General features: G+C 40.2%; 16 protein-coding genes and 1 tRNA gene. 5 read left to right on the top strand and 12 right to left on the bottom strand.

Annotated elements, in window-relative coordinates; all coding sequences use genetic code 11:
• Window positions 1–46: 46 nt before the first annotated feature.
• A complete protein-coding gene (locus HCZ11_RS15860) occupies window positions 47–346 on the bottom strand; it encodes a DUF6172 family protein (RefSeq protein WP_130051806.1) in 300 nt (99 codons plus the stop codon).
• Window positions 347–496: 150 nt separating this feature from the next.
• The gene (locus tag HCZ11_RS15855; RefSeq protein ID WP_130051807.1) at window positions 497–1012 is read right to left on the bottom strand and encodes a VC2046/SO_2500 family protein; all 516 of its coding nucleotides are present in this window, start codon (window positions 1010–1012) and stop codon (window positions 497–499) included.
• Between the two features lie 112 nt (window positions 1013–1124).
• Here HCZ11_RS15855 and HCZ11_RS15850 point away from each other — a divergent pair.
• A tRNA-Tyr gene (locus HCZ11_RS15850) sits at window positions 1125–1209 on the top strand.
• 98 nt (window positions 1210–1307) lie between these two features.
• Here the strand turns inward: HCZ11_RS15850 and HCZ11_RS15845 are convergent.
• Complete coding sequence (locus HCZ11_RS15845; protein ID WP_175580483.1) at window positions 1308–1991, bottom strand: M48 family metallopeptidase; 684 nt, start codon at window positions 1989–1991, stop codon at window positions 1308–1310.
• A 99-nt stretch (window positions 1992–2090) separates the two neighbouring features.
• Between HCZ11_RS15845 and HCZ11_RS15840 the strand changes: the two genes are divergently transcribed.
• Window positions 2091–3071: an ion channel gene (locus HCZ11_RS15840; RefSeq protein ID WP_130051809.1), complete on the top strand. Its 981-nt coding sequence runs from the start codon at window positions 2091–2093 to the stop codon at window positions 3069–3071.
• Here the strand turns inward: HCZ11_RS15840 and HCZ11_RS15835 are convergent.
• The gene (locus tag HCZ11_RS15835; protein WP_130051810.1) at window positions 3068–4138 is read right to left on the bottom strand and encodes a GGDEF domain-containing protein; all 1071 of its coding nucleotides are present in this window, start codon (window positions 4136–4138) and stop codon (window positions 3068–3070) included. The two genes, HCZ11_RS15840 and HCZ11_RS15835, sit on opposite strands and share 4 nt — an antisense overlap.
• Window positions 4139–4275: 137 nt before the next feature.
• Here HCZ11_RS15835 and HCZ11_RS15830 point away from each other — a divergent pair, with 137 nt between their 5' ends.
• Both HCZ11_RS15830 and HCZ11_RS15825 read left to right on the top strand, forming a co-directional pair.
• Window positions 4276–7605: an MHYT domain-containing protein gene (locus HCZ11_RS15830; RefSeq protein ID WP_167658873.1), complete on the top strand. Its 3330-nt coding sequence runs from the start codon at window positions 4276–4278 to the stop codon at window positions 7603–7605.
• Window positions 7602–8591, top strand: a complete 990-nt coding sequence (locus HCZ11_RS15825) for a two-component system response regulator (protein WP_167658872.1) — start codon at window positions 7602–7604, stop codon at window positions 8589–8591. Before HCZ11_RS15830 ends, HCZ11_RS15825 begins: the two co-directional genes overlap by 4 nt.
• Before the next feature lie 16 nt (window positions 8592–8607).
• On the opposite strand, the gene HCZ11_RS15820 is transcribed toward HCZ11_RS15825, so the two are convergent.
• Both HCZ11_RS15820 and HCZ11_RS15815 read right to left on the bottom strand, forming a co-directional pair.
• The gene (locus HCZ11_RS15820; protein WP_130051813.1) at window positions 8608–9000 is read right to left on the bottom strand and encodes a VOC family protein; all 393 of its coding nucleotides are present in this window, start codon (window positions 8998–9000) and stop codon (window positions 8608–8610) included.
• A 1-nt stretch (window position 9001) separates the two neighbouring features.
• Window positions 9002–9649 carry an HD domain-containing protein gene (locus HCZ11_RS15815; RefSeq protein ID WP_167658871.1) on the bottom strand — a complete coding sequence of 216 codons (648 nt, stop codon included), beginning with the start codon at window positions 9647–9649 and terminating at the stop codon, window positions 9002–9004.
• A gap of 135 nt (window positions 9650–9784) precedes the next feature.
• On the opposite strand from HCZ11_RS15815, the gene HCZ11_RS15810 reads away from it, so the two are divergent.
• Entirely contained in the window at window positions 9785–10975 is a 1191-nt protein-coding gene (locus tag HCZ11_RS15810) for a class I SAM-dependent methyltransferase (RefSeq protein ID WP_130051815.1), read from the top strand.
• A 9-nt stretch (window positions 10976–10984) separates the two neighbouring features.
• Here HCZ11_RS15810 and HCZ11_RS15805 read toward each other — a convergent pair whose 3' ends face one another.
• The 6 genes from HCZ11_RS15805 to HCZ11_RS15780 form a co-directional block, all read right to left on the bottom strand.
• Entirely contained in the window at window positions 10985–11281 is a 297-nt protein-coding gene (locus HCZ11_RS15805; RefSeq protein ID WP_130051816.1) for a PilZ domain-containing protein, read from the bottom strand.
• An 8-nt stretch (window positions 11282–11289) separates the two neighbouring features.
• A complete protein-coding gene (locus HCZ11_RS15800; protein ID WP_256855174.1) occupies window positions 11290–11703 on the bottom strand; it encodes a two-component system response regulator in 414 nt (137 codons plus the stop codon).
• A 73-nt stretch (window positions 11704–11776) separates the two neighbouring features.
• The gene (hrpA, locus tag HCZ11_RS15795; protein WP_167658870.1) at window positions 11777–15667 is read right to left on the bottom strand and encodes an ATP-dependent RNA helicase HrpA; all 3891 of its coding nucleotides are present in this window, start codon (window positions 15665–15667) and stop codon (window positions 11777–11779) included.
• A 249-nt stretch (window positions 15668–15916) separates the two neighbouring features.
• Entirely contained in the window at window positions 15917–16807 is an 891-nt protein-coding gene (locus HCZ11_RS15790; protein ID WP_167658869.1) for a peptidylprolyl isomerase, read from the bottom strand.
• A gap of 91 nt (window positions 16808–16898) precedes the next feature.
• Window positions 16899–20585: a translocation/assembly module TamB domain-containing protein gene (locus HCZ11_RS15785; protein ID WP_167658868.1), complete on the bottom strand. Its 3687-nt coding sequence runs from the start codon at window positions 20583–20585 to the stop codon at window positions 16899–16901.
• The gene (locus HCZ11_RS15780; RefSeq protein WP_233786803.1) at window positions 20585–22282 is read right to left on the bottom strand and encodes an autotransporter assembly complex family protein; all 1698 of its coding nucleotides are present in this window, start codon (window positions 22280–22282) and stop codon (window positions 20585–20587) included. Before HCZ11_RS15780 ends, HCZ11_RS15785 begins: the two co-directional genes overlap by 1 nt.
• Between the last annotated feature and the right edge of the window lie 186 nt (window positions 22283–22468).

The raw sequence follows: 22468 nt of genomic DNA, 5'->3' as shown, positions 1-22468 counted from the left end.
CTAAAAAAGGGCCTGATGGCCCTTTTTTAGTATAAGAGTATTGATATTACTCTTCGTCAAACTCTTGATGTTGACGCTGTGCAGGACGCGCTAAGATCTCAACGTAAAACGATGTAAGCCCTTTAGCTTCTATATCGCTAATACACTTATTAATCTCTGCCACGTGAACGACATTGGCCTCATCCGCTGACTCACCAAACTTACAGTCAAATGCCCAATAGTCAGCACCTGCTGGGAGTGTTTTATTACGCTCACGTTTTAAGTATTTTTTTACTTCGTGCTTGGCTGCATCAACCATACGAGGATATTTAATTTTCTCGTGGTTTAGCGTGAATGTTTTCTTCATTATAGTCCTAGTAACTTGGTTCAATGACAATGGCATTAAGCCATAGGCAGCTATTATAACAAGCACATCTTAATTTAGCTGTACTTTTTGCCATTTTACTTAAATATAGTTTATTCAGAGTCTATGACAATTCGATTAAGCCGCTAATACTTAGGCTGTTGCTAAATGTAGAGGTTGATGTATAGCTTCATCATTGAGGCTGTCATAAAAGGCAGCTGCATCTATTTGTGGCCGCTCAACTGGTTTATTCTTTTCGTAAAAACGTTTTCTAACTGCAGGTTCACAGTTATCAATCACTTCAAGTGGCACATGCTGCCTATCATCACGTATATTCAGTGGTTCAGGATTTAAGCAATGACGTAATCTGATATCTGATAAACCACCTTGCAATAGCCTGTAAGCATTTTCTTGACCAATCAGCATGTCAAACTGCTCAGGTGCCAATGGTTGTGCTGGCCCTGCTCCTAATTCAGTTCGCAGAACAGATTCAGACACATCAGGGTTGGTTAATTCAGTTTTTGGTAGGTGAAACTGACTAAAATCGAGCACATCATGAGAAAGCATTGCTAGTAATAAAGCAAACTCCCCAGGGCGTTTCTCTTGAACACTTTTATTTAGACGATTATCGAGTTGACTCTCTGTGAGCAACAAACCATCAATTTGCATAGTCTTTAGCCAAATAGTTTCTTGATTAACCAGTTATCGGCATTTATGTAATTTTCTTTAGTTTTTTTCTTTACTTAAATAACCAGTTTGCTATTATCAGCGCCGTTGCATTGGAGGGGTTCCCGAGCGGCCAAAGGGATCAGACTGTAAATCTGACGGCTCAGCCTTCGCTGGTTCGAATCCAGCTCCCTCCACCACTCTTTACTCTTTCTAACTTTACTCTTTCTAACTTTACTCTTTCTAACTTTACTCTTTCTAACTTTACTCTTTCTAACTTTACTCTCGCTAACTTAAGCTACCAACTCAAACTACTACCATTTGCTTTTAGCCAACTTTCTGCTTTTTTATAGTCAGGATAAAAATGACACACTCGCTGCCAGAACTTAGCGCTATGATTCATATGTCTGAGGTGCGCAAGTTCGTGAATAATGACATAATCAATCACCCATGTCGGCGCGCTTGCTAAATGTAAATTAAATGCAAGCTCTCGGCGCTTATTACAACTGCCCCAACGACGTTTATAATGTTGAATCTTTAACTTTGCAGGTAAAGCTTCAGTCATTTGCAAACAGTAGTCATGAACACGCATTTCAATATAGCTCTCAAGCTTTTCATGTAAAAACCGTTCTAGCAGAGCTAAGTAGTTAGCTTCTTGATATTTGACCCGTGATGAAATAGATAAAGTGAGCCGAGATTGTGCATCTTGTTGCCAAGTGCTTTTAGGGCCTTTAGCAAAAATTATCGGCACACTCTGACCGAATAAATTAATAGTCGCGTTTACAAGAGGAAGTTGACGTCGTTCAGCTTGTGAGGATTGTCTTGCGATTTGTTCTGCGACCCAATCCTGTTTTGTCTTTAGCCAACCATCTATCTCAGTTTGTGAGACATAAAAAGGCGCATAAACAGTGAGTTTCTGCTCAGCAACTTTAATTGCAACTGTTGTTCTGCGTTTACTGCGCTTTAAGGTGTAATCTAACAAATATAAGCCAATTCAATTAATAAAAATGAGAGATTCCATTTTACCCTGCTAAATAGCTGCTAATCTATAAAGATGACTAACAAATAAGTTTTCGTCCTTATGCCTGATAAACCATGTTGTAGTTATACCTCACCAACAGGTAACAAGTGCCAAGAAACAGATATGGGCTCTGGATTTTGCTTTTGGCATGATAGTAAATTTGATAAATCAGGGCTAGACCTCACCCAAAAATTAGAGCGCTATGCAAAAAAAGGGGGATTATTAGAAGGCCTGCAACTGAAAAGAGCGAACCTTTCAGGACTAAACTTAATCAAACAGGATGACGAAGAAGGCTATGATCTCTCTTATTGTAATTTTTACCGCGCGAATTTAACGGGCGCTCACTTATTTAATAACAAAATCTCCAACGCCTCATTGATGAAAGCCAATTTACATAGCGCTAGTTTGCATTACTGTGATTTAAAAAATACCAACCTACTGGGTATTAAACTCAATGACAGCCGTATTGATAATATCGAACTGGGCGATCAATTATTACAAGAAGCGGCTGCATTTAAAGCTCGTAAAAATAAACAATTCGCAGAAGCCCGAGACTTATTTGAACAATCAGAAGAAATATACCGAAACTTAAGGAAAGCCTCAGAACATCAAGGGCTATTTGAGCTAGCCGGTAACTTTACATACAAAGAATTGCGGATGCGCCATGCGCAGTACCCTAGAGGTTCAACCAAGCAAATTACTTCAAGTTTTATTGACATGCTGTGCGGTTATGGAGAAAAACCCGAGAATGTTATTCGCTTTAGCTTGTCACTAATTATTTGCTGTGCCTTTTGTTATTTCTTATTTGGGGTAAGTTATCAAGATTCAGTGATGCAACTAAGCGTTGAAAACTCATTTACAAGCAATTTATCGGCATTATTAAATAGTTTTTATTTCAGTGTGGTAACTTTTACAACCCTTGGTTATGGGGATATTACTCCGATTGGCTTTTCAAGGTTGATTGCAGCAATAGAAGCATTCTGTGGCAGCTTCTCGCTTGCTTTGTTCGTTGTTGTCTTTGTAAAGCGAATGACCCGCTAGCGCATAATATATGAGCCTATATGCTCCTTCGCTTGATACATTTTCTTATCAGCACGATTAATTAACTCCTCAGCATCTACTGTGCTATCAAGTGGTGCTGCTATAAGGCCAAAACTTAAATGCAGCTCAGGGTACTGTTGTTCGAATGCAGCTATTAGTTTTTCACAAATATTAACACCACTGTCTATCTCGCAATCAGGCAAAATGACACAAAACTCATCTCCCCCGTAGCGACAAGGAATATCAATCTCGCGTATATTTTCAAGTAAATATTGGCCTATATATTTAAGCACTTCATCGCCTTTTAAATGCCCTTGCGTATCATTTACTGACTTAAAGTCATCCAGATCAAAATACACAATGGTTAATGGTGATTTGTGCCGTCTTGCTCTGGCAAGATCCCGTTGTAATAACTCTTGCATGACACGGCGATTATATAGGTTGGTGAGTGGGTCAAGCTTCGCTAGCTTCTCAAGCTCTTGAGTACGCTGCGCAACTTTTTCTTCGAGGCCTTTTGCGTAAACTTCGGTGCGACGTTTCGCATTTTCAATTTCGCCCACCAAACTATCAATATAAGTGTCAAAGACCAAGGTGGTATCAAAGTAAATTAGCTTATCTATGATGTTTAGCGTTTGATTCAATTCAGCTTGATCGCTTATTGTCGCCCTAAGCACATTAAAAATGAGTTCTTTTAAAGTACACACTGCCGATAAATAGAGTTTTGGTTCAACCCCAATACGCTTATGTACCATGCCAATACGTAAGCGGTTATTAACATATTCATGTTCGTAACGACCACAAAATAGATCAATAATATATTGGCGTTGCGCATCTCTTAGTCGCGTTAAAGTATCCGCATCACCAATTAATAAAGAAATTTCATCAACTTCGGTTTGCTTTTTATAAAATTCATTCACTACATTTTCGATGGCTGATTCGATAATAGGTTTGTAGTTCAAAAGAGATGAGAGACTGTTTGAACTCAGCCCCAATAAGCTCATCCTATGCTGAATTTCGACATCATTAATTTGCATTTGCTCAACTAAAGTCTGCTCAGTTCTTCTCATCTACTCACCTCGGACTACTCCTTTTTAATTAAATATAGTCAAGGTTTTCAATACTACGTACTTAAGTGATAGGTTTTTCTCTAATTTAACAATAATTTGTATTAAACTAGCTTTATAAGCCGTTTCAAAAAAATATTATGCTCGCAAAATTTTTTATTACCAATCAAGACCCCAGCCTAATTGTCAGCGGCGTTTATGATCCAAGCTTAGTTGTACTTTCTATTGCTACCGCTATCTTTGCTGCTTATTTTTCACTCCATATCATTGATTTAGCGAACAGAACTCACTTTAATTCATACCGAAAATTAGGCAGTGCAACCGGTGCTTTGGTTATGTCAGGCGGGATTTGGAGCATGCACTTTATCGGTATGTTAGCTTTTTCTTTGTGCACCAACGTTGAGTACGACCCAACTCTGACATTTTTTTCATTCATACCTGCATTTTTAGCCTGCTACACCGCTTTTTCATTTTTGAGACGCAAAGATTTAAAGCAAATTCCAAAAACAATTAAACTGCTAATTGCCTCTGTATTGCTAGGGTCAGGTATAGGAACCATGCACTATTCAGGCATGGCAGCCATGCAAATGAGCCCTCTACTTCGCTACGATCCAGTTTGGTTTGCAGCATCAATTGTGGTGGCAATTGCTTTATCTTTTGTAGGCTTATATGCGCGCTTTCATCTTAGCGAACATTTTAAAAAGCTAACCATGCTACAAACCCGTGTCATTTGCGCCATTATTTTTGGCTTTGCCGTCGCAGGAATGCATTACATGGGCATGGCGGCAACACGTTTTGTCGCAACCTCACCTTTGTTATCCGAAAACGTGCAAACGTCGCAACTTACTTTTATCGCCATTAGCGTTTCATTTGCCACCGTATTATTAACCGCTCTGGTTGGGATTATTAATGGCATGGTGCGTTTTCGTTTATTACTTGCAGAAAAATCAGCAGAAGAGTCGCGCCTAGATGCCATTTTAGGCACTGCAATAGATGGCATCGTCACGATTAATATTCATGGCATTATTTTAAGCTTTAATAAATCAGCAGAAACTATTTTTGGTTGGCGCCAAGACGAAGTACTAGGCAAAAATGTAAAACTATTAATGAACGACGATATTGCTGCTCAGCACGATGATTATTTAGCTGATAGTAGCAGGCATGAAGTTAAAAAAGTCATTGGCGTTAACCGAAATGTCTATGCAAAACATAAAGATGGTCACTTATTCCCTATTCGCCTAGGACTTGGTGAAGTAAAACAGCCTAATGCAGAAACACTATTTGTTGGCTTCATAACCGATCTAACAGAGCAACGTGCACTGCAGCAAAGTCTTGAAGAAAAAGAGAAGCAATATCGTACGTTAATGAACAATACCCCCGGCGCTGTATTTCGTTGCTTGTTAGATGAACACTGGACGATGAAATTTATAAGCCCAAGTGTTGCTGACTTAACAGGATATAGCCCTGAAGAGTTTACCAATGGCACAGTTACATTTGCTCAAATCATTAATAATGATGATGTAGTGCATATTGATGAAGTTATTGAAAAAGCCATAGCAGAAAAAAACCAATATGCTGTTGAATACCGCATTCGCCACCGAAGTGGAAAAGTTGTGTGGGTTTTAGACCAAGGAACAATTAACGAAAATAGTGACTCTGACCAAAAGTGGATCGATGGTGTACTCATTGATATCACTACTCGTCACGAATATGAAGAGTCACTTAAACAAGCAAAACAAGAAGCTGAAGCTGCAGCACAAGCAAAACAATCATTTATGGCAAATATGAGTCATGAAATACGCACACCAATGAATGCAATAATTGGCTTTAGCGACATATTAATGGATAGCCCACTCAGTAAAGAGCAACAAAAGCATATTATTACAGTGAATAAATCAGCTCGCTCACTGCTGCATTTACTCAATGAAGTCCTTGATTCTGCAAAATTAGAAAAAGGCAAACTCGATATTCACGCTGAGCACTTTAACTTACAAGCGCTACTCGACAACATCGTATCGACCTTTTGGCTCGAAGCTAAGCGAAAAGATATCCTGCTTGATTTGATCATCGCTGATAATGTTGCGCCTATTTATATTGGCGATGAATCCCGAATTCGCCAAGTGATGAATAATCTCATTGGTAATGCCATTAAATTTACAGAACAAGGTTCTGTAACGATTACTGTAAGTCAAACTCCAGATAAGCAATTACTTTTTGAAGTGCAAGACAGTGGTATTGGCATAGCGAAGCACCGCTTAGATGCTATTTTCCAGCCATTTGAACAAGCTGACGGTACTATGACACGCCGCTTTGGTGGCACAGGTTTAGGCACCACTATTAGTAAACAGCTTGTTGAATTAATGGGCGGTTCAATTGATGCTAATAGTGAAGAAGGAAAAGGAAGTTGCTTTTACTTCACCCTTCCTTTGCAAGAGGGTGATATTAACAAAGTAGATGTATTTTCTTGTAATCAATTGAATTTACCAAAGCTTCAAATATTAGTGGTTGATGATATTGAGCAAAATATTGAGCTGCTCAATATTTTATTATCTCAAGCTGGGCACACAGTAGTTACCGCTCAGAATGGCCTTGAAGCCATTGCTGCATTTGAGCAACAAAACTTTGATGTGATTTTAATGGATATACATATGCCAGAATGTGACGGAATAACTGCCTGTAAGGAAATCCGTGAAATTGAAAAAGTCAGATGCTTAAAAATTACTCCTATCATCGCTTTAACGGCGAGTGTTTTACAACAAGATAAAATTACTACAAAGCAAGCCGGGATGAATGGTTTTGCAAATAAACCTGTTGATATTAACCAGCTGAACCATGAAATCGCGAAAGTGCTTGGTTTAGAAGTAAATAAAGTCACTAGTAATAAAATGCGTGATGAAAGAAAACACATCAACTACGACAAAGGTGTTTTGATGTGGGGAAGCAAAGAGAAGTTAAATATGGAAATTGGCTTATTCCTAAGCAATCATCAACAGAGCATTCTACGACTGAAGGATCAAAAACTCAGTGAAAACGAACAAAAATTAATTTTGCATACTCTTAAAGGAGTCGCAGGTAATTTAGCCCTGGCAAAATTATTATATTTGTTATCAAACGCTGAGAAAGAACGTGAAAAGGAAAGCTTCCCTTCACTCATTGCCGAATGCGAACAGGAATGGCAAACTCTAATTGCATTACTTGCAGATCAGCAGCAGCCCAGTTCACAACAGCAACGTATACACGAAGTGTCATTGGACGCTTTTATTAGCCAAATTGACACACTGCAAGAGCAAGCTGAGCATGCAGAAATAGACGATGATTTATTAAGCCTGGTGCAATCCCAAGCACCTACAACCTATAAAGAGCAGGTTGTTGAAATTTGTGCGCATTTTGAAAACTTTGACTTTGATGCAGCAAGTACCGCTTTATTAACTTTAAAGCATACAGTCCAAGCTGCTAAGGAACACCTATGACACAACTCTCAGAACGTGCAAAGATTTTGGTCGTCGATGATGAACCTGCAAATTTAAAAGTGATCCGTGAAGTACTTGCTAACGATTATCGCTTATCGTTTGCTAAATCTGGGGAACTTGCTCTTCAACTTATTGAGAATGAACCACCTAAGTTGATTTTGCTCGATATTATGATGCCCGATATGAGCGGCTTCGAAGTCTGTAAAGTGTTAAAAGCAAATCCTAAAACAGCGCATATTCCTGTTATCTTTGTTACGGCACTTTCACATGAACAAGATGAATCTGAAGGCTTTGCTCTTGGTGCAGTCGATTATATTACCAAACCAATTAGCCCCGCAATTGTCAGGGCTCGGGTTAAAAATCACTTATCCCTAGTGCAAGCTGAGCAACTGCAATTAGCTCATATTGATTTGATTCAACGTTTAGGTCGAGCTGCCGAATATAAAGACACTGACACCGGTGAGCATATCGCAAGAATGAGCCGCTACAGTAAAGTACTCGCCCTTGCCTATGGCATGAGTGAGTATGAAGCCGAGCAGCTTAAACAGGCTGCCCCAATGCATGATGTTGGTAAAATCGGTATTCCTGACGCCGTGCTTTTGAAACCTGGGCGCTTAAACGAAAACGAATACGAGCACATGAAACAACATGCTTTAATAGGTGCGAAGATTTTAGAAAACTCACCTTCGCCGCTATTACAATTAGCTCATAAGCTTGCCCTTGAACACCATGAAAAGTGGGATGGTACGGGTTATCCGTATGGCCTTAAAGGCAAAGAAATCAGTATTGAAGGACGTATTGTAGCTATTGCTGATGTATTTGATGCTTTAACCTCAAAACGCCCCTATAAAAAAGCCTGGTCGATTGAAGAAGCCCTCGACTTATTAAAAGATGAGGCAGGTAAGCATTTTGATCCGCAATTAGTTGATTTATTTATCGGCCAAATAGATAGCATCATAGAAATCAAAAACACTTATACCAGCTAATGGCGAATTAAAGGCCTCATTTGAGGCCTTTTTTAATTGCTTCATAATCATGCGAAGTAATTTCATGGCTATTACCAGCACAATCTTTAAAATACATTGAGTAAGTAACACCATGGTCGGCAACAACAGTTTTAATATCAAATTGAGCTAAATGTTCAAGCCATTCTAGAAACTGTGCTGCATTTGCGCCAAAAGCAATCCCCTTGCTTCTACCCTCAGCTTCAAACAGTGCCAGACGAATCGTTTTTGCTTGATCTTCTAGGGTTAACGGACCTTTTCCTTCATCCCAAAAAGCAAGTTCAGGAACGACGGTAAAACCAAGTACCTGTTGATACCAGCCAACAGCTTTAGCTAAATCATCAACATTTAAGTGGCAATGGTCAACACCACATAAAGATGGAATAGCCATATTACTCGCCAATTTCTGTTTTTAACTGTTCTAAAAATTCGAGCATATAAGCTGTGCGTCTTTTGGCTTCATCTTTCGCTGATGGCGTGTTCATACTCTCGCTAATGTTTAAAAGCTTAATGAAAAAATGATCGAGGGTGTATTTTGTATCATCGGGTTCGCGGTTTAAGCAAAATGGATCGTCTTTATGGTACAGATAGCGACCAATTGAGCCCCCTACCTTCATACAGCGGCTAACACCGATTGCACCTAATGCATCCATTCGATCTGCGTCTTGTACTATTTGCGCTTCGACACTTTCGACTTTGATATTGGCACTAAAGCTATGTGCCACAATAGCATGATGAATGGCACTGAAATACTGCTCTGGATAATTAATTGAGGCTAAAAAACTTAACGCCTTGTCTGCAGCCATGGTCGATGCTTTTGCCCGATCTGGGTGGTTTTTTGCAACCGCAACACAATCATGTAACCAAGCTGCAGGTAACACCACTGCCATGTTGGCCTGCTCTGCAATACATAACTGTTTAGCAACCCTAACTACTCGCTCAATATGGCTAATATCGTGTGCGACATCGGCATGAAGTAAAGACAAAATAAAGTCTCGACACTGAGTTTCTAAAACTGCAAAGTCTATTTCTGGCTGCATATACAGGCTATCACCATTAACTAATTGAAATTATGCTTACTTTAGCGTGGTTGCTGGATTTGTTCAAAACATTCATTGTATGTTTGTCAGCGCTTCATTAAACTATGCCCCCTTTTGTTTGACGCGAGAATCCCTATGTCATCTGCTATTTACCTGCAAGCTGGACGAGAAAAATCATTAAAAAGAAAACACCCGTGGGTGTTCTCAAAAGCCATTAAGAAAGTAAAGGGTAAGCCAGGACTAGGTGATACTGTCACTATCTATGATAATGACGGTAAATTTTTAGCCATTGCTGCTTACAGCCCGCAATCGCAAATTCGTGCTCGCGTATGGAGCTTTGATAAAAACGAAGTGATTGACCAAGCATTTTTTGAAAAGCGTTTACGCCGTGCTTATGATGCTCGACAGCAGGTGATCAGTGAAGGTGGTTTAACGGGTTTTCGTTTAAGTGCCGCTGAATCTGACTATTTACCAGGCATCACTATCGATAAATTTGACAATGTACTGGTTTGCCAACTCCTAAGTGCAGGCGCAGAGCGACATAAAGGTGAAATAGTCGCTGCACTTATGACTATTTTTCCTGGCTGCGATGTCTACGAACGCTCAGACGTTGATGTTCGTACTAAAGAAGGCCTTGAACCAATCAAAGGTATACTTTGGGGTAAAGAGCCAACTGGACCAGTACTAATCGAAGAAAATGGCTTAAAGCTTGAAGTAGACATTATTGAGGGCCATAAAACAGGTTTTTATTTAGACCAGCGTGACAGCCGCGCTGCGCTTGAACGCTTTGTGAAAGACAAAACAGTATTAAACTGCTTTAGCTACACAGGTACATTCTCACTCTATGCTTTGCGTGGCGGTTGTAAACACGTCACTAACGTCGATGTATCACAACCAGCGCTTGATACTGCTAAGCGTAATGTTGAGCATAATAACCTTGATTTATCTAAAGTTGATTTCGTCAAGCAAGATGTCTTTAAGCTGTTACGCCAATACCGTGATGAAGGTGTGCAATTTGATACTATTGTAATGGATCCACCTAAATTTGCTGATAATAAAGCACAATTGACCGGAGCATGCCGTGGTTATAAAGATATCAATATGATTGCGATGCAAATCTTAAAGCCTGGGGGAACCTTACTGACATTTTCATGTTCTGGGTTAATGGAACAAAATTTATTTCAGAAAGTGGTTGCGGATGCTGCCCTTGATGCAGGTAAAGACTTATTGATCATGGAGCGACTAAATCAAGCTGCCGACCACCCGATTGCTGGCAGCTACCCTGAAGGTTTTTATCTTAAAGGCCTAATCTGTAAAGTATACTAAGCAAAGAGATTAGTTAAAATTTACAATTTCTAAACCGGCACTCAAGGAGCCATCTTGCTCCTTGGTTGCTCGTATCACCCGTGCTGTAGCATCAAATGAGGTAATAGCGGTGCTAGTCGAAGCAATTAACACGCGATAAAGACGGCCTATTTCTAAAGCTTCATCAAGATGAATTGCAAGCCCTGTTGCACTTAAGTCAGTGCATATCGCCTCAATTTCTGCGCCATTAGCAACATCTAACGGGATAAGTTTTGCAGGGGTATGAATTTGCATGCGGCGAAAGTCGCGTTTCTCCTCATGAAACATATGGCCTCCTATACCAGTGTTTTTATTTTCTCTATTAATGTTTTAACAGAAAAAGGCTTCACTACATAGGCGTCGCACCCAGCATCAAACCCCGCTTTTTGTTCAAGCTCGGTTTCAAGGCCAGACACCATGACAACAGGGATTTGCTCTGTTTCTGGGGTGTTTTTTAGTAATCGGCAAGTATCATAACCATCTAAGCCCGGCATACAAACATCTAACAGTATAGCATCTGGCGGCTCAGCTATGGCTGACGTTAAACACGATGTGCCTGAGTTTGCATAGCTTAACGAAAACTCATCTCCAAGGCTTGCTTTGAGCATTTCAAAATTAAAATATTCATCATCAACGACCAAAATGCTTGGTCGCGGTCGATTTACCGCTCGCTCAGGAACTGAGATCGGTCTTTCCTTTTCAATGCCCACATAATCTCCTTTTAGCATTTGTGTTTGTAACTTAAAGCAAGGAAGCGCTTAACTCACTGCTCATTCCTTAGTATTATAACTCACATTCTTTGATTGCGTTTAAAACACGTTTAGCAGATACAGGATAAGGCGTCCCTAGTGTTTGTGCAAATAAAGAAACACGTAACTCCTGTTGCATCCAAAATATCGCGCTTATTTCTTCGGGAATAGGCATACCCTTAGGAATTTTATTCGCTAACTTTTGATATTGCTCAGCCACTTTTTCAAGTTCAAGCACGCACAGCCTGTCACGATTAGGGTCGACTGGTAATTTTTCTAGGCGTCGTTCAATGGCTTTTAAGTAACGTATTAAATCCGTCATTTTTGCTGCACCATGCTGGCTGACAAAGCCTTTAAACACCAAGCTTTGTAACTGTGATTTAATATCACCGTGCGCCGTGATCATAGTTAAATCAACACGACCTTTCATACGTTTATTTAAGCCATGAGCTATACTCAGCACTTGCTCTACTTGGGTGGCAATCTCAACAACAGTATCACCAAGCTCACCGCGAATTTGCTCTTTCGCTTTTTCAAATGCATCTGCAGTGCGGATATTGCCATATTTAATTAATAAGCTATCGACGGCTGCAGCAATACAGTCATCAATTAAGTCATTGACCTTACCAAACGGATTAAAGTACAAACCTAGTTTAGATTTGTTCGGTAAATTTTGCTGTAAATACTTAATCGGTGATGGCACGTTTAGTAATACTAAACGGCGTAAACCTTGTTGGTGCGCCTGCTGTGCTTTGTGTTCATTATCAAATAGCTCAACCGCGGCTGAGTCTTTTTTATCCACCAGCGCTGGAAACGCCTTAATCTCGTATTGACCTTGTTTTTTCACGTAAGAGCTTGGTAATTCACCAAAACTCCACTCGGTTAAATCAGCTTTCTCTATGCCCTTGTCGGCTACTTTTGATAAGGTATCCGTTACCTTGCCTTGTAACTGGGCTTTTAACTTAGATAGATTTAAACCACGAGCGAGTAACTTATCGTTTTCATCGCGTACTTCAAACTGCAGGCGTAAATGCGGAGCAAGGGTAGATAAATCCCATGCATCAGGCTCAACACGCACGCCTGTCATACGCAATAAACGCGTACTAATTGCATCAATTAGGTTACCTTGCATCGGCTCAATTGCAGCGAGTACCGCATCGGCGTAGTTTGGCGCAGGCACAAAGTTGCGACGAATCGTTTTTGGTAGCGACTTAATAAGCGCACAAATTAACTCATGCCTAAATGCGGGAATGTGCCAATCAAAACCGGTTTCTTGAACTTGGTTTAACAGCGCTACTGGAATTTGTACCGCAACACCATCAACGGCTTGCCCTGGATCAAAATGATAAGCCAGTGGTAATAACAAGTTCTCTTGCTGCCATGTATCTGGGTAATCGAACTCGGTAACATGATCGGCACCATGCTGCATTAACTCTTCTCGAGACATGTGCAAAAAGCGCTTATCTTTTTGCTTTTGCCCTTTCCACCACTTATTAAACGCGGCACGATTATTTACATCTTGCGGAATTTTCTTGTCGTAGAATTCAAATAAGGTTTGTTCATCGACCAAGATATCACGGCGGCGAGATTTATTTTCGAGTACCTGAATATCTTCAATTAACTCTTGGTTATACTGTAAAAACCCTTCATTTTGACCCAGCTCTTGCTCTACTAAAGCGGTGCGAATAAACAACTCGCGACTTACTTTTGGATCAATATTGCTATACACACAGCGGCGCTTATTAACAATTAATAACCCATACAAGGTTTGCTGTTCAAACGCGATAACTGCACCCGGTTTTTTCTCCCAATGCGGTTCGCTGTAGCTGCGCTTTACTAAATGTTGAGCAAAGCCTTCAACCCATTTTAAGTCTATGCGCGCGTTGATCCGCGCATAAAGCTTACTGGTCTCAACAAGCTCTGCCGACATAATCCATTTTGGGCTCTTTTTAAATAATCCTGAGCCTGGAAAAATATGGAATTGACTGTTGCGGGCGCCTTTATAAATTTGTTTTTCATCTTTAAAACCAATATGGCTTAACATACCGCTTAATAAAGATTGATGGATTCGGTCACTATCAGCAACATTGGTGGTAGCCTTCATGCCCATTTCATTACAAACCGTCGATAGCTGATAGACTATATCTTGCCATTCACGGATGCGCATATAGGCTAAGAAGTCCTTTTGGCATAACTTTCTAAATTGGCTATTGCTCAATTCTGATTGCTGCTCTTCAAGGTAATTCCACAGATTTAGAAAAGCGATAAAGTCTGAATCTGGATCATCAAAACGACCATGTTTTTCGTCTGCTGCGCCACGTTTTTCTTGCGGTCGTTCTCTTGGATCTTGAATAGACAATGCCGCAACAATAATGATCACTTCACGCAGTGCACCTAAGCTATCAGCAGTTAGCACCATTTTCGCTAGACGTGGATCTACCGGTAATCGACTTAAGCTCCTACCTGACTTAGTCAGTTCGGTTTTCTTGTGACGTTTTGCAGGCTTAATGGCTTCGAGTTCTTCAAGCAACGTCAAACCATCGTTAATATTACGACTATCAGGCGCTTGCACAAACGGAAACTGCTGCATGTCGCCAAGTCCCAAACCGAGCATTTGCAAAATAACAGAGGCTAAGTTGGTGCGTAAAATTTCAGGATCAGTAAACTCTGGGCGCGAATTAAAGTCTTCTTCACTGTATAAGCGAATACAGATACCCGCTTCAATACGACCACAGCGGCCTTTTCGCTGATTGGCACTTGCCTGCGAAATTGGTTCGATCGGAAGCCGTTGTACCTTAGTACGATAGCTATAACGGCTAATGCGCGCAGTGCCTGGATCGATAACATAGCGAATACCTGGCACCGTTAATGACGTTTCAGCAACGTTGGTGGCTAAAATAATATGACGGCGGCTGTGCGGCGCAAAAATTCGGTTTTGTTCAGCGTTTGATAAACGCGAATAGAGCGGTAAAACATCCGTGCCTTTGAGGTTTCGCTTTGATAACGCATCAGCAGTATCGCGAATTTCTCGTTCACCATTCATGAAAATCAGAATATCGCCGGGGCCTTCATCGCAAAGCTCATCGACAGCATCAAAAATCCCCTGTAATTGGTCACCATCCGCTTCCATATCATCTTTGTTGATTTCAGTAGTTGGTCTATAGCGAACGTCTACTGGGAAAGTACGGCCTGATACTTCAATAATTGGCGCATTATCAAAATGTTTAGAAAAACGCTCAGGGTCAATCGTCGCTGAGGTGATGATAACTTTTAAGTCTGGTCGCTTTGGCAGTAAATTTTTTAAATAGCCTAAGATGAAATCGATATTCAGACTTCGTTCGTGGGCTTCATCGATGATAATAGTATCGTACTGATTTAGGTATCTGTCTTGTTGAATTTCAGCCAGCAAAATACCGTCTGTCATCAATTTAATGTAGCTATTGTCAGAGACTTGGTCGCTAAAGCGAATTTTAAAACCCACTTGTTGACCTAGCTCGCACTGCATTTCTTCTGCAATACGATTCGCTACACTGCGTGCAGCGAGTCGACGAGGCTGAGTGTGGCCAATGTATCCATCAACACCTCGGCCAAGCTCTAAACACATTTTTGGGATCTGCGTGGTTTTACCTGAGCCTGTTTCACCAGCAATGATCACGACTTGGTTATTGGCGATGGCCTGTTTAATGTCATCTTTCTTTTGGCTAACTGGTAGTTGCTCTGGGTAAGTCACTTTTGGCAAGGCAGCCAAACGTTGCTCGCGCAATTGCTGAGAACGGCTAATATCTTCTGCTATTTTTTGCGCTATGTTTGCTTGCTTAGTTTCATCGTTGATTTTTTTGATGCCATGAAGGCGTTTTTTGAAGATGAATTGATCTTTGCGTAAACACGTTTTTAATTCGCCGAACAGCGGACCTAGGTTAACCACCCGATACCCTTATATTTCTTAACCAATAGATTGATATTGTATCAAATAATCTATCAGGTGGTCATGGCTTTATTTATGCCAATTCGCTTAATTAAGTGAACCGTTTTGAGGCAATAAAATCTCGTTGATAACAAGGCAAAAATTTCGTTGTTTAATTGTTCTCGGCAATTGCTCTACTTCCTGCATCCATGCAGTCGTAAATAAGTAATATTTAACGCAGTTAGCGACAGATTTAATCCCTCAAAATGATTAAGGATTATTGCGAGTTGGCATCACCCTCTCTGTTGGGATTGGCATTGCACAAACGTTGATGTAATCAGGGCTTTCAACAAACCACGCTTCAAGGCGATTTTTACGCGCTTCAATGAGGGCTATAAACGCATTTGAGTCTGTTTTCATGACCCGAAATTTACTGTTGTCTGTGTCTTTAATATCTGCTAATAGTTGCATATCTGTAATGGGGTTAAATATCTGACCTTCAGTGGCTTTACGCTGTAAGAGATTAAAATGTTCCATCCCTTCTAAAACGCGACCAAATACAGTGATGTTACGGTCTAAATAGCGCTGGCTATTCCCTATGGTCACATAAAATTCGGTCCCACCTGAATTGATATCATTATCGCGAGCCATAGCAAAAACACCAGGGCAATGTACTTGCCATGTTTCAGTTTGGCTTTGGTTTTGTGCCACAGCAAAGCCGTTTAAAAAGCCCGTTTTAGCTGCATAACCATCAGGTCCTTTGAGCTCTGTAATCTTTAGAGGAGTCTCGGTACGTAAGTAAAACTCAGCGGGTAAGGCTTTTTTAGCATTTTTAACAGGTTTGCTTTCGCTGACATCGCCTCCTTGTGCTACAAATCCTTCAACAAAGCGATACACACTCAGGCCTTGATAAAACCCTTCTTTGGCAAGCTGTCGCATGTTGTTTGCGTGCGTAGGCGCCAATTTATCGTTTAGTTCAATATAAGCAGCACCCGTAGGTAGGGTTAGTTTAATGATGTTCTGGGCACTAACAGTTCGCCATTCACTATCGCTGGCAGTTTTAATGATTTCGCCAGCAGAACGTTTTTGACTGGTTTCTTTTCCATGAGTTGGTGCAATTAATACCGCACCAAGACACAAGGTTAATAGTCTTAATTTCATTGTTATTATCTTTTAAGTAGTTGACAATTCAGCCTATTAATTTATGCCCCAATAAGCAAGTAAAAGCGACTTATTAAGGCAATGCTCATTATTAATCCCAATCAAATTTATAGAGAATATCAACATTTTGATAAAGGCCACTGGTCACCTCAATGTACAATTGTGACAACAATTGATAGCGCACAGCAACTTCACTTAACGAATCAAAAATACCAACACTGTATTTCACTTGAATGCCCGGTGTAAGATAGCCAGATATCTCTACTTTTGTATCGTCACCACTACCACTCGAACTTAAGCTTACATCTGACAAACCAAAACTTTCGCCTATCTTAGACACCACCCCCTCACTGCGGTTTACACCTTGGGCAAGCAATAATTGTGTTAACATGGCATCGGTCGAGCTGTCACCTTCATCAAGAGGTTGTCCATTTAGCAAATAAGCCAGGGCTTGACCCTGATCCATCGCTGGCTCTGAAAATACTTTTAACGAAGGCTGTTCAACATTACCTGTTAAGGTGATCCCTGCCACAACACCATTTGAGGTGTTATCAGGGTTACGAATCGCTTTGATATTTAAGTAAGGTTTATCAATTGAGCCACTAAACCCCACCTGACCAGTACGGATTTGCAAGTCTTGTCCAAATGCACGGTATGTACCGTCTACTAGGTTCAATTCACCCGTTGCTATCATAGGAGTGACTTGGTCCATACTTATATTTAAATCACCTTCAACTTTTGACTTAAGGCCAAAAGAATCTATTCGTACATCATTCTCAACCAATACTTTTAAATTTATCGCATAGTCAAATGGTACTTTCTCAGATTGTTGCTGCTCAATATCAACAATCACTTCATCATCGCTGACTTGTACTGCGCCCTCTGGTAGCTCTTCAATAGCAATTCGGCCCCATGGCACCACGACTTGGCCATCGAGATTAAACGCATTATTCTTCAATGACATAGTTAAATCTGGTGATACTTTAAAGGTAACATCTTGCTGAGCACGCACAAAAAACTCTTTACCGTTCAATTTCACGTCAACGTCTGGTAAATCTTGCTGCCAATCGACACCGCCAGATAAGTTAAGTGCGCCCCCTTCAGTGTCTTTCAGCTCACCCGTGAGCTTTGCACTTTGGTTATTAAAGGCAATGTTTACATATGAATTTTGCAGCGATACGGGCAATGTTGCCCCTTCTAGATTGATTTTTTCAACATCAAATTCACCATTGAGTAATGGCTCTTTCAAGGTGCCTGCGATTGCTAAACGGCCTTTAATATCGCCTGTTAATTGTTCAAGTGATGCAATAAAGGGTCTTAAGTTTGTTAACTCAATTTTCTCAATAACCAAGTCGCCCGCTAAGGTCTGTTTATTTTGTATATCATCAATGTTGAGCTGTGAAGTCACTTTACCTAATACGGATGAATCAAGGGTGGCATTAAGTTTACCAACTTGCGCATCACTCATTGCCGAGATATCTAAAACCTCTACCGGTAATTTATAGACATTTGCACCATCAATTAAGGATGCTTCTAGCTGCTGTGTTTTGATATTGGCACGAATCGTTTTCAATGCGCCATTATTCCAATTAGCAACAAACTCCCCGTTTGCATCGCCAATTACTTTCAAATTATCTGGTAAGAAGTGTTTAAATTCAGCAATAGATAACGCAGCAAGCTTTGCATTCAACTGACCTAATTGTTTAGTTTGCTGCAAGGTCTCAAAACATAGTTTTGAGTTATCGCTTTGCCAGCAGTGCGCGGCTACATTAAAGTCAAAGGTTTTGGTATTTAGTTGAATATTAACCGGCTTATTAGTACCAAAGCGCACCTGATTATCGGTTACAAGAATTTGACTTAACGCACCTTGCCAGATTTCTTTATTAAATTTACCGTCAACATCAAATGATGCTTTCCCTTGATCTGCATCGAGTAAAAAAGCTAAATGGTGATCAGTTTTATCTCCACTGGCATCTAACTCAATTTGATTAATTTTATGTTCGCCTACACTTGCAGAATCAAGAATAAGTGACAGGTCAGTTTGCCAGTCTGCGGCATAATCGAATTGCCCTTTTAATGTTAAACCATCGACCTGGATATCTTGATAACTCAACGTATGAAGTACCATATTTAAATCAACCGTTGGCGCGAGTCGCTTTCCACGTAAAGTCAAATCAGCAAACCCCTTACCTTGCATAGGCAAGATATCTTGACCACTTGCATCTAAACGCATTTTACCTTCGACGCGCCATACATCATCTACCTGACCTGATAAGGCAATTTCATTTTTACCACTTTTCACTTCAAGCTTTTTAAAACTCGCATGTAAGCTGCTATCAAGTTCAAAATCCGAAAGTAAGGTCACAGGAACTTCATTTATTGAACCATTTAATTGCGTGTTATCTAACGCAAGCTGCCATTCACTTGCCTGTAAATTGAATGAACCCTTAAACTCACCGGATAAGTCACTGCTCAGTGCATCCGTTAAGTATTGTGCTTTTAAGTGACTCAAAGTTCCTTTAAATTGACTTTTTACCCCATTTGACCAATCAACCGAAGCGGTTACTACTGCGTTACTGTCATTCGCATTAAGGTTTAATTGCTTCAGTTTTGCACTTGTTAAGCTACCCTGTAGTTGCGATTTCACAGTCATTGCCGGTAACGCGTCTAACTGTGTGACTAAGCTCAAATCGACTTCATAAGCATCGGCGTGGCCTTTGGCTTGTAAATCAAAGTCAGTTAATTGCAGGTTTTGTGTATTAGTTTCAATTTGCCACTTTTCTATCTGGCCTGTTAAATCAAATGGAAAATTTGTTTCTCTTAAATTCACAGTCCCTTTTAGCTTTGCTGGGTATGTCCCCTGAGTTACTAAATCTAACTTTAAATTAGCAAGTGGGCCTAAAACAGTTAAATTAGCTTGATGCTCAGTGTTACCTACCGACAGCGAGCCACTAACAGTATTATCACCAGAGAGTTCAGCCGTTAGCTTGGTTTGTAATTGCCATTGCTGATAGCGTGCAGCAAGTTTTTCAAGGTTAATATCACTGCCATTAACTGAAGCGACCAATTCAATATTTTCAACCAGCTGAGCCTCTTCTACCCCAGAAGGTGTAATAGCAACCTTGCTGATTCGAAATTGATTAACTTGGAGGTTAACCGGGAGCGTAGTATCGATTTCTGGTAGTGCCGGTACCTCCTTTAGTGGAGTCGACTTAGGCTGCTCTTTAGTTTCATGCAATAACACCTCTATGTCAGCAATATTCAATGAATTCACTGTGACGTCTGATGCTTCGGCACGCCCCTCAAGGCTTAATTTATTTACTGTTACGTCGGCACTGGCATGCACTAAACTAAACCGATTAATTGCAACTCGGTTTAGAGTGATTTTTATTGGTAAGCTAATTTGTGTGGCTTGTTCTACTTCTTGCTCTGATTCATTACGAGGTTCAGTTGATGAAGCTTGCTTTTTAATATTTAAATCAATCGACTGGGCGCTTAAATTTTCAATACAAATACCATCACAACGCCACCAGAACAAATCAACTTTTAGTTGCTTTGCATCAAGCATGATACCTTGGTTTTCAAAGAAAACATCAAACGCATCGTTATATAAAAAACGCCCTGATGGCAACTTAATTGTTAAGCCATCAACTAGCTTATTAGCAGAGTATGCAATAAAGTGATTACCGGGTGCTGTGAACAACAAACAAAACACAATGACTGCCAAACTTGTCAATGTAATTGATAGAACCTTGGTTATCTTTTTTAACATCTTCATTAGATTTCAGGCCCTATGGTAATACTTAGTCGAGTGCTTTTACTTTCTTTTGTCAGACCCCAAGCATGGTCGATACGCACAGGACCAACCGGTGTTAAATACCTAAAACCAAAACCAGCCCCAACTTCTACACGATCAGTAAAATCATTTGTCGCGGTACCACTATCAACAAATAAGGCTGCTCGCCAATGCTCGGCAAATTGGTAGTTATATTCAACGGTTCCGCTCATTAAATATTTACCACCTATCAAACGTCCTTTTTCATCTTCAGGCGAAATAGATTCATAAGCAAAACCACGCACACTTTGGTCACCACCCGCATAAAAGCGCAAAGATAGAGGAACTTCATTGATATTATCGACCAGCATTGCGCCTAGGTTGGCTCTTAAAAACAGCATATGGCGATCTGCAAACGTGGTTAACCAAGCATTTTGCAGTTGTAATCGCAAAATGTTAGTTGAAGACATCATATCTTTTAAACCAAATTCGGCTGACATCATCCATTGATAGCCTTTATATGGCGTTGTGCCTCCTTCAGTGTCTTTCTTGGCATAACTGATGCCAGGCATTAACATTTTTGCACTTTGCTCTTCATCACCAATACGGTAAGTTTCATAGTCACGCCTTAAAAATGCAGTGCGTACCCAATCGTCGTCTGTTAGCCATTGGCGCTGTAATTGGCCTGTAAATATGCGGCTATATAAATCATTGGTTAATTCGTCTTCTAGTTTGTAGCCCAAAGAAAAACGCCATAAATCATCGTTAGGGTCATCTACAGGTACCGTATAGCCGAGAGAGATATCTTGCTGACGTTCTGATACATTCAGATTGCTCTCTAAGTAATGACCATCTTCAGTGATCCAGGGTTTTGTCCATTTAAAGCGAACTTTTGGCCCAAGGTCGGTGCTATAACCGCCACCCACTTCGAAGCTATTTGCAGGTTTATGTAACACATCAACATTAATTGGCACTTGATTATTTTTACGTTTAGCAATGTCAGCATAAACACGCACACTCGCAAAATAAGGCGTGCTCGACAATGCTAAATTGTAATCAGAAATCTCAGTCGCTTTATAAGGCTGGCCTTGTTTAAACTCCGCTAGTGAGCGAATATATTTTTCAGCGGGAGTCTCACTGCCGATTGTGATATCACCAAACTGGTACCGAGGCCCAGTATCAACATTAAAAATGACTCTCGCGTTATTATTTTTCAAAGACACCGCTAATTTATGCTCATGCCATTTTGCATCAAAGTAACCTAACTCTAATAGTTGGCTTTCTATGCGTTTTCTAGCGGCCTCATATTTACCGTGATTTAAAAAATCACCCTGTTTTATTTTGATGCTGTTGACTACAGACATGAATTCAGCGTCATCTTTACCTGAACCAGTGATAGTCACTTTGATATCTGCAACTCGTGTAACAGGGCCGCGTTCAACATTAACTATCAAAAGCTGCTCTGCGTTATCGAAGCTAATTTTAATGGTCGGTTTATAGTAGCCAAGAGCTTTTAAACTCATTTCAACTTGGCTTTTAGCATGACGCTTTAGAGCCTTAGAGTTTTTTTCATCGACAAGTTGTTTAATGTAAAGCTCAACGTTCCCCTCAAGCTCGCCACTAATCCCTTGTATTTTATAATCTTTAATAATCCCTTCCGTACCAATTGAGTACTGGCTATACGAAGAACAGAAAAGCAAAAAGACAAAATAGAGATGCCGAGTATACAAAAATTATCCTTACTTTTTTGGAAGAGTCATAATCTAAAATGAGTACAAAATGATATTAACACAGCGTTATAGCCACTGACATAATTGAAATGTTAAAATTAGTACGCGTTAAACTTTTATTTTCGCTACAATAGCGGATAATACCTAGATTTATAA

The sequence above is a fragment of the Pseudoalteromonas sp. HF66 genome (assembly GCF_011806445.1).
Classification (GTDB): domain Bacteria; phylum Pseudomonadota; class Gammaproteobacteria; order Enterobacterales; family Alteromonadaceae; genus Pseudoalteromonas; species Pseudoalteromonas apostichopi.
Note: the sequence above shows the minus strand (reverse complement) of the source record. Positions and strands in the feature narration are given on the sequence as shown.

What these genes read in the sequence shown, in the direction of transcription:
- HCZ11_RS15825 (WP_167658872.1), top strand. Translation starts at nt 7,602, where the DNA reads ATGACACAACTCTCAGAACGTGCAAAGATTTTGGTCGTCGATGATGAA.
- HCZ11_RS15860 (WP_130051806.1), bottom strand. Translation starts at nt 346, where the DNA reads ATGAAGAAAACATTCACGCTAAACCACGAGAAAATTAAATATCCTCGT.
- HCZ11_RS15785 (WP_167658868.1), bottom strand. Translation starts at nt 20,585, where the DNA reads ATGAAGATGTTAAAAAAGATAACCAAGGTTCTATCAATTACATTGACA.
- HCZ11_RS15840 (WP_130051809.1), top strand. Translation starts at nt 2,091, where the DNA reads ATGCCTGATAAACCATGTTGTAGTTATACCTCACCAACAGGTAACAAG.
- HCZ11_RS15815 (WP_167658871.1), bottom strand. Translation starts at nt 9,649, where the DNA reads ATGCAGCCAGAAATAGACTTTGCAGTTTTAGAAACTCAGTGTCGAGAC.
- HCZ11_RS15790 (WP_167658869.1), bottom strand. Translation starts at nt 16,807, where the DNA reads ATGAAATTAAGACTATTAACCTTGTGTCTTGGTGCGGTATTAATTGCA.
- HCZ11_RS15830 (WP_167658873.1), top strand. Translation starts at nt 4,276, where the DNA reads ATGCTCGCAAAATTTTTTATTACCAATCAAGACCCCAGCCTAATTGTC.
- HCZ11_RS15820 (WP_130051813.1), bottom strand. Translation starts at nt 9,000, where the DNA reads ATGGCTATTCCATCTTTATGTGGTGTTGACCATTGCCACTTAAATGTT.
- HCZ11_RS15835 (WP_130051810.1), bottom strand. Translation starts at nt 4,138, where the DNA reads ATGAGAAGAACTGAGCAGACTTTAGTTGAGCAAATGCAAATTAATGAT.
- HCZ11_RS15805 (WP_130051816.1), bottom strand. Translation starts at nt 11,281, where the DNA reads ATGTTTCATGAGGAGAAACGCGACTTTCGCCGCATGCAAATTCATACC.
- HCZ11_RS15810 (WP_130051815.1), top strand. Translation starts at nt 9,785, where the DNA reads ATGTCATCTGCTATTTACCTGCAAGCTGGACGAGAAAAATCATTAAAA.
- HCZ11_RS15855 (WP_130051807.1), bottom strand. Translation starts at nt 1,012, where the DNA reads ATGCAAATTGATGGTTTGTTGCTCACAGAGAGTCAACTCGATAATCGT.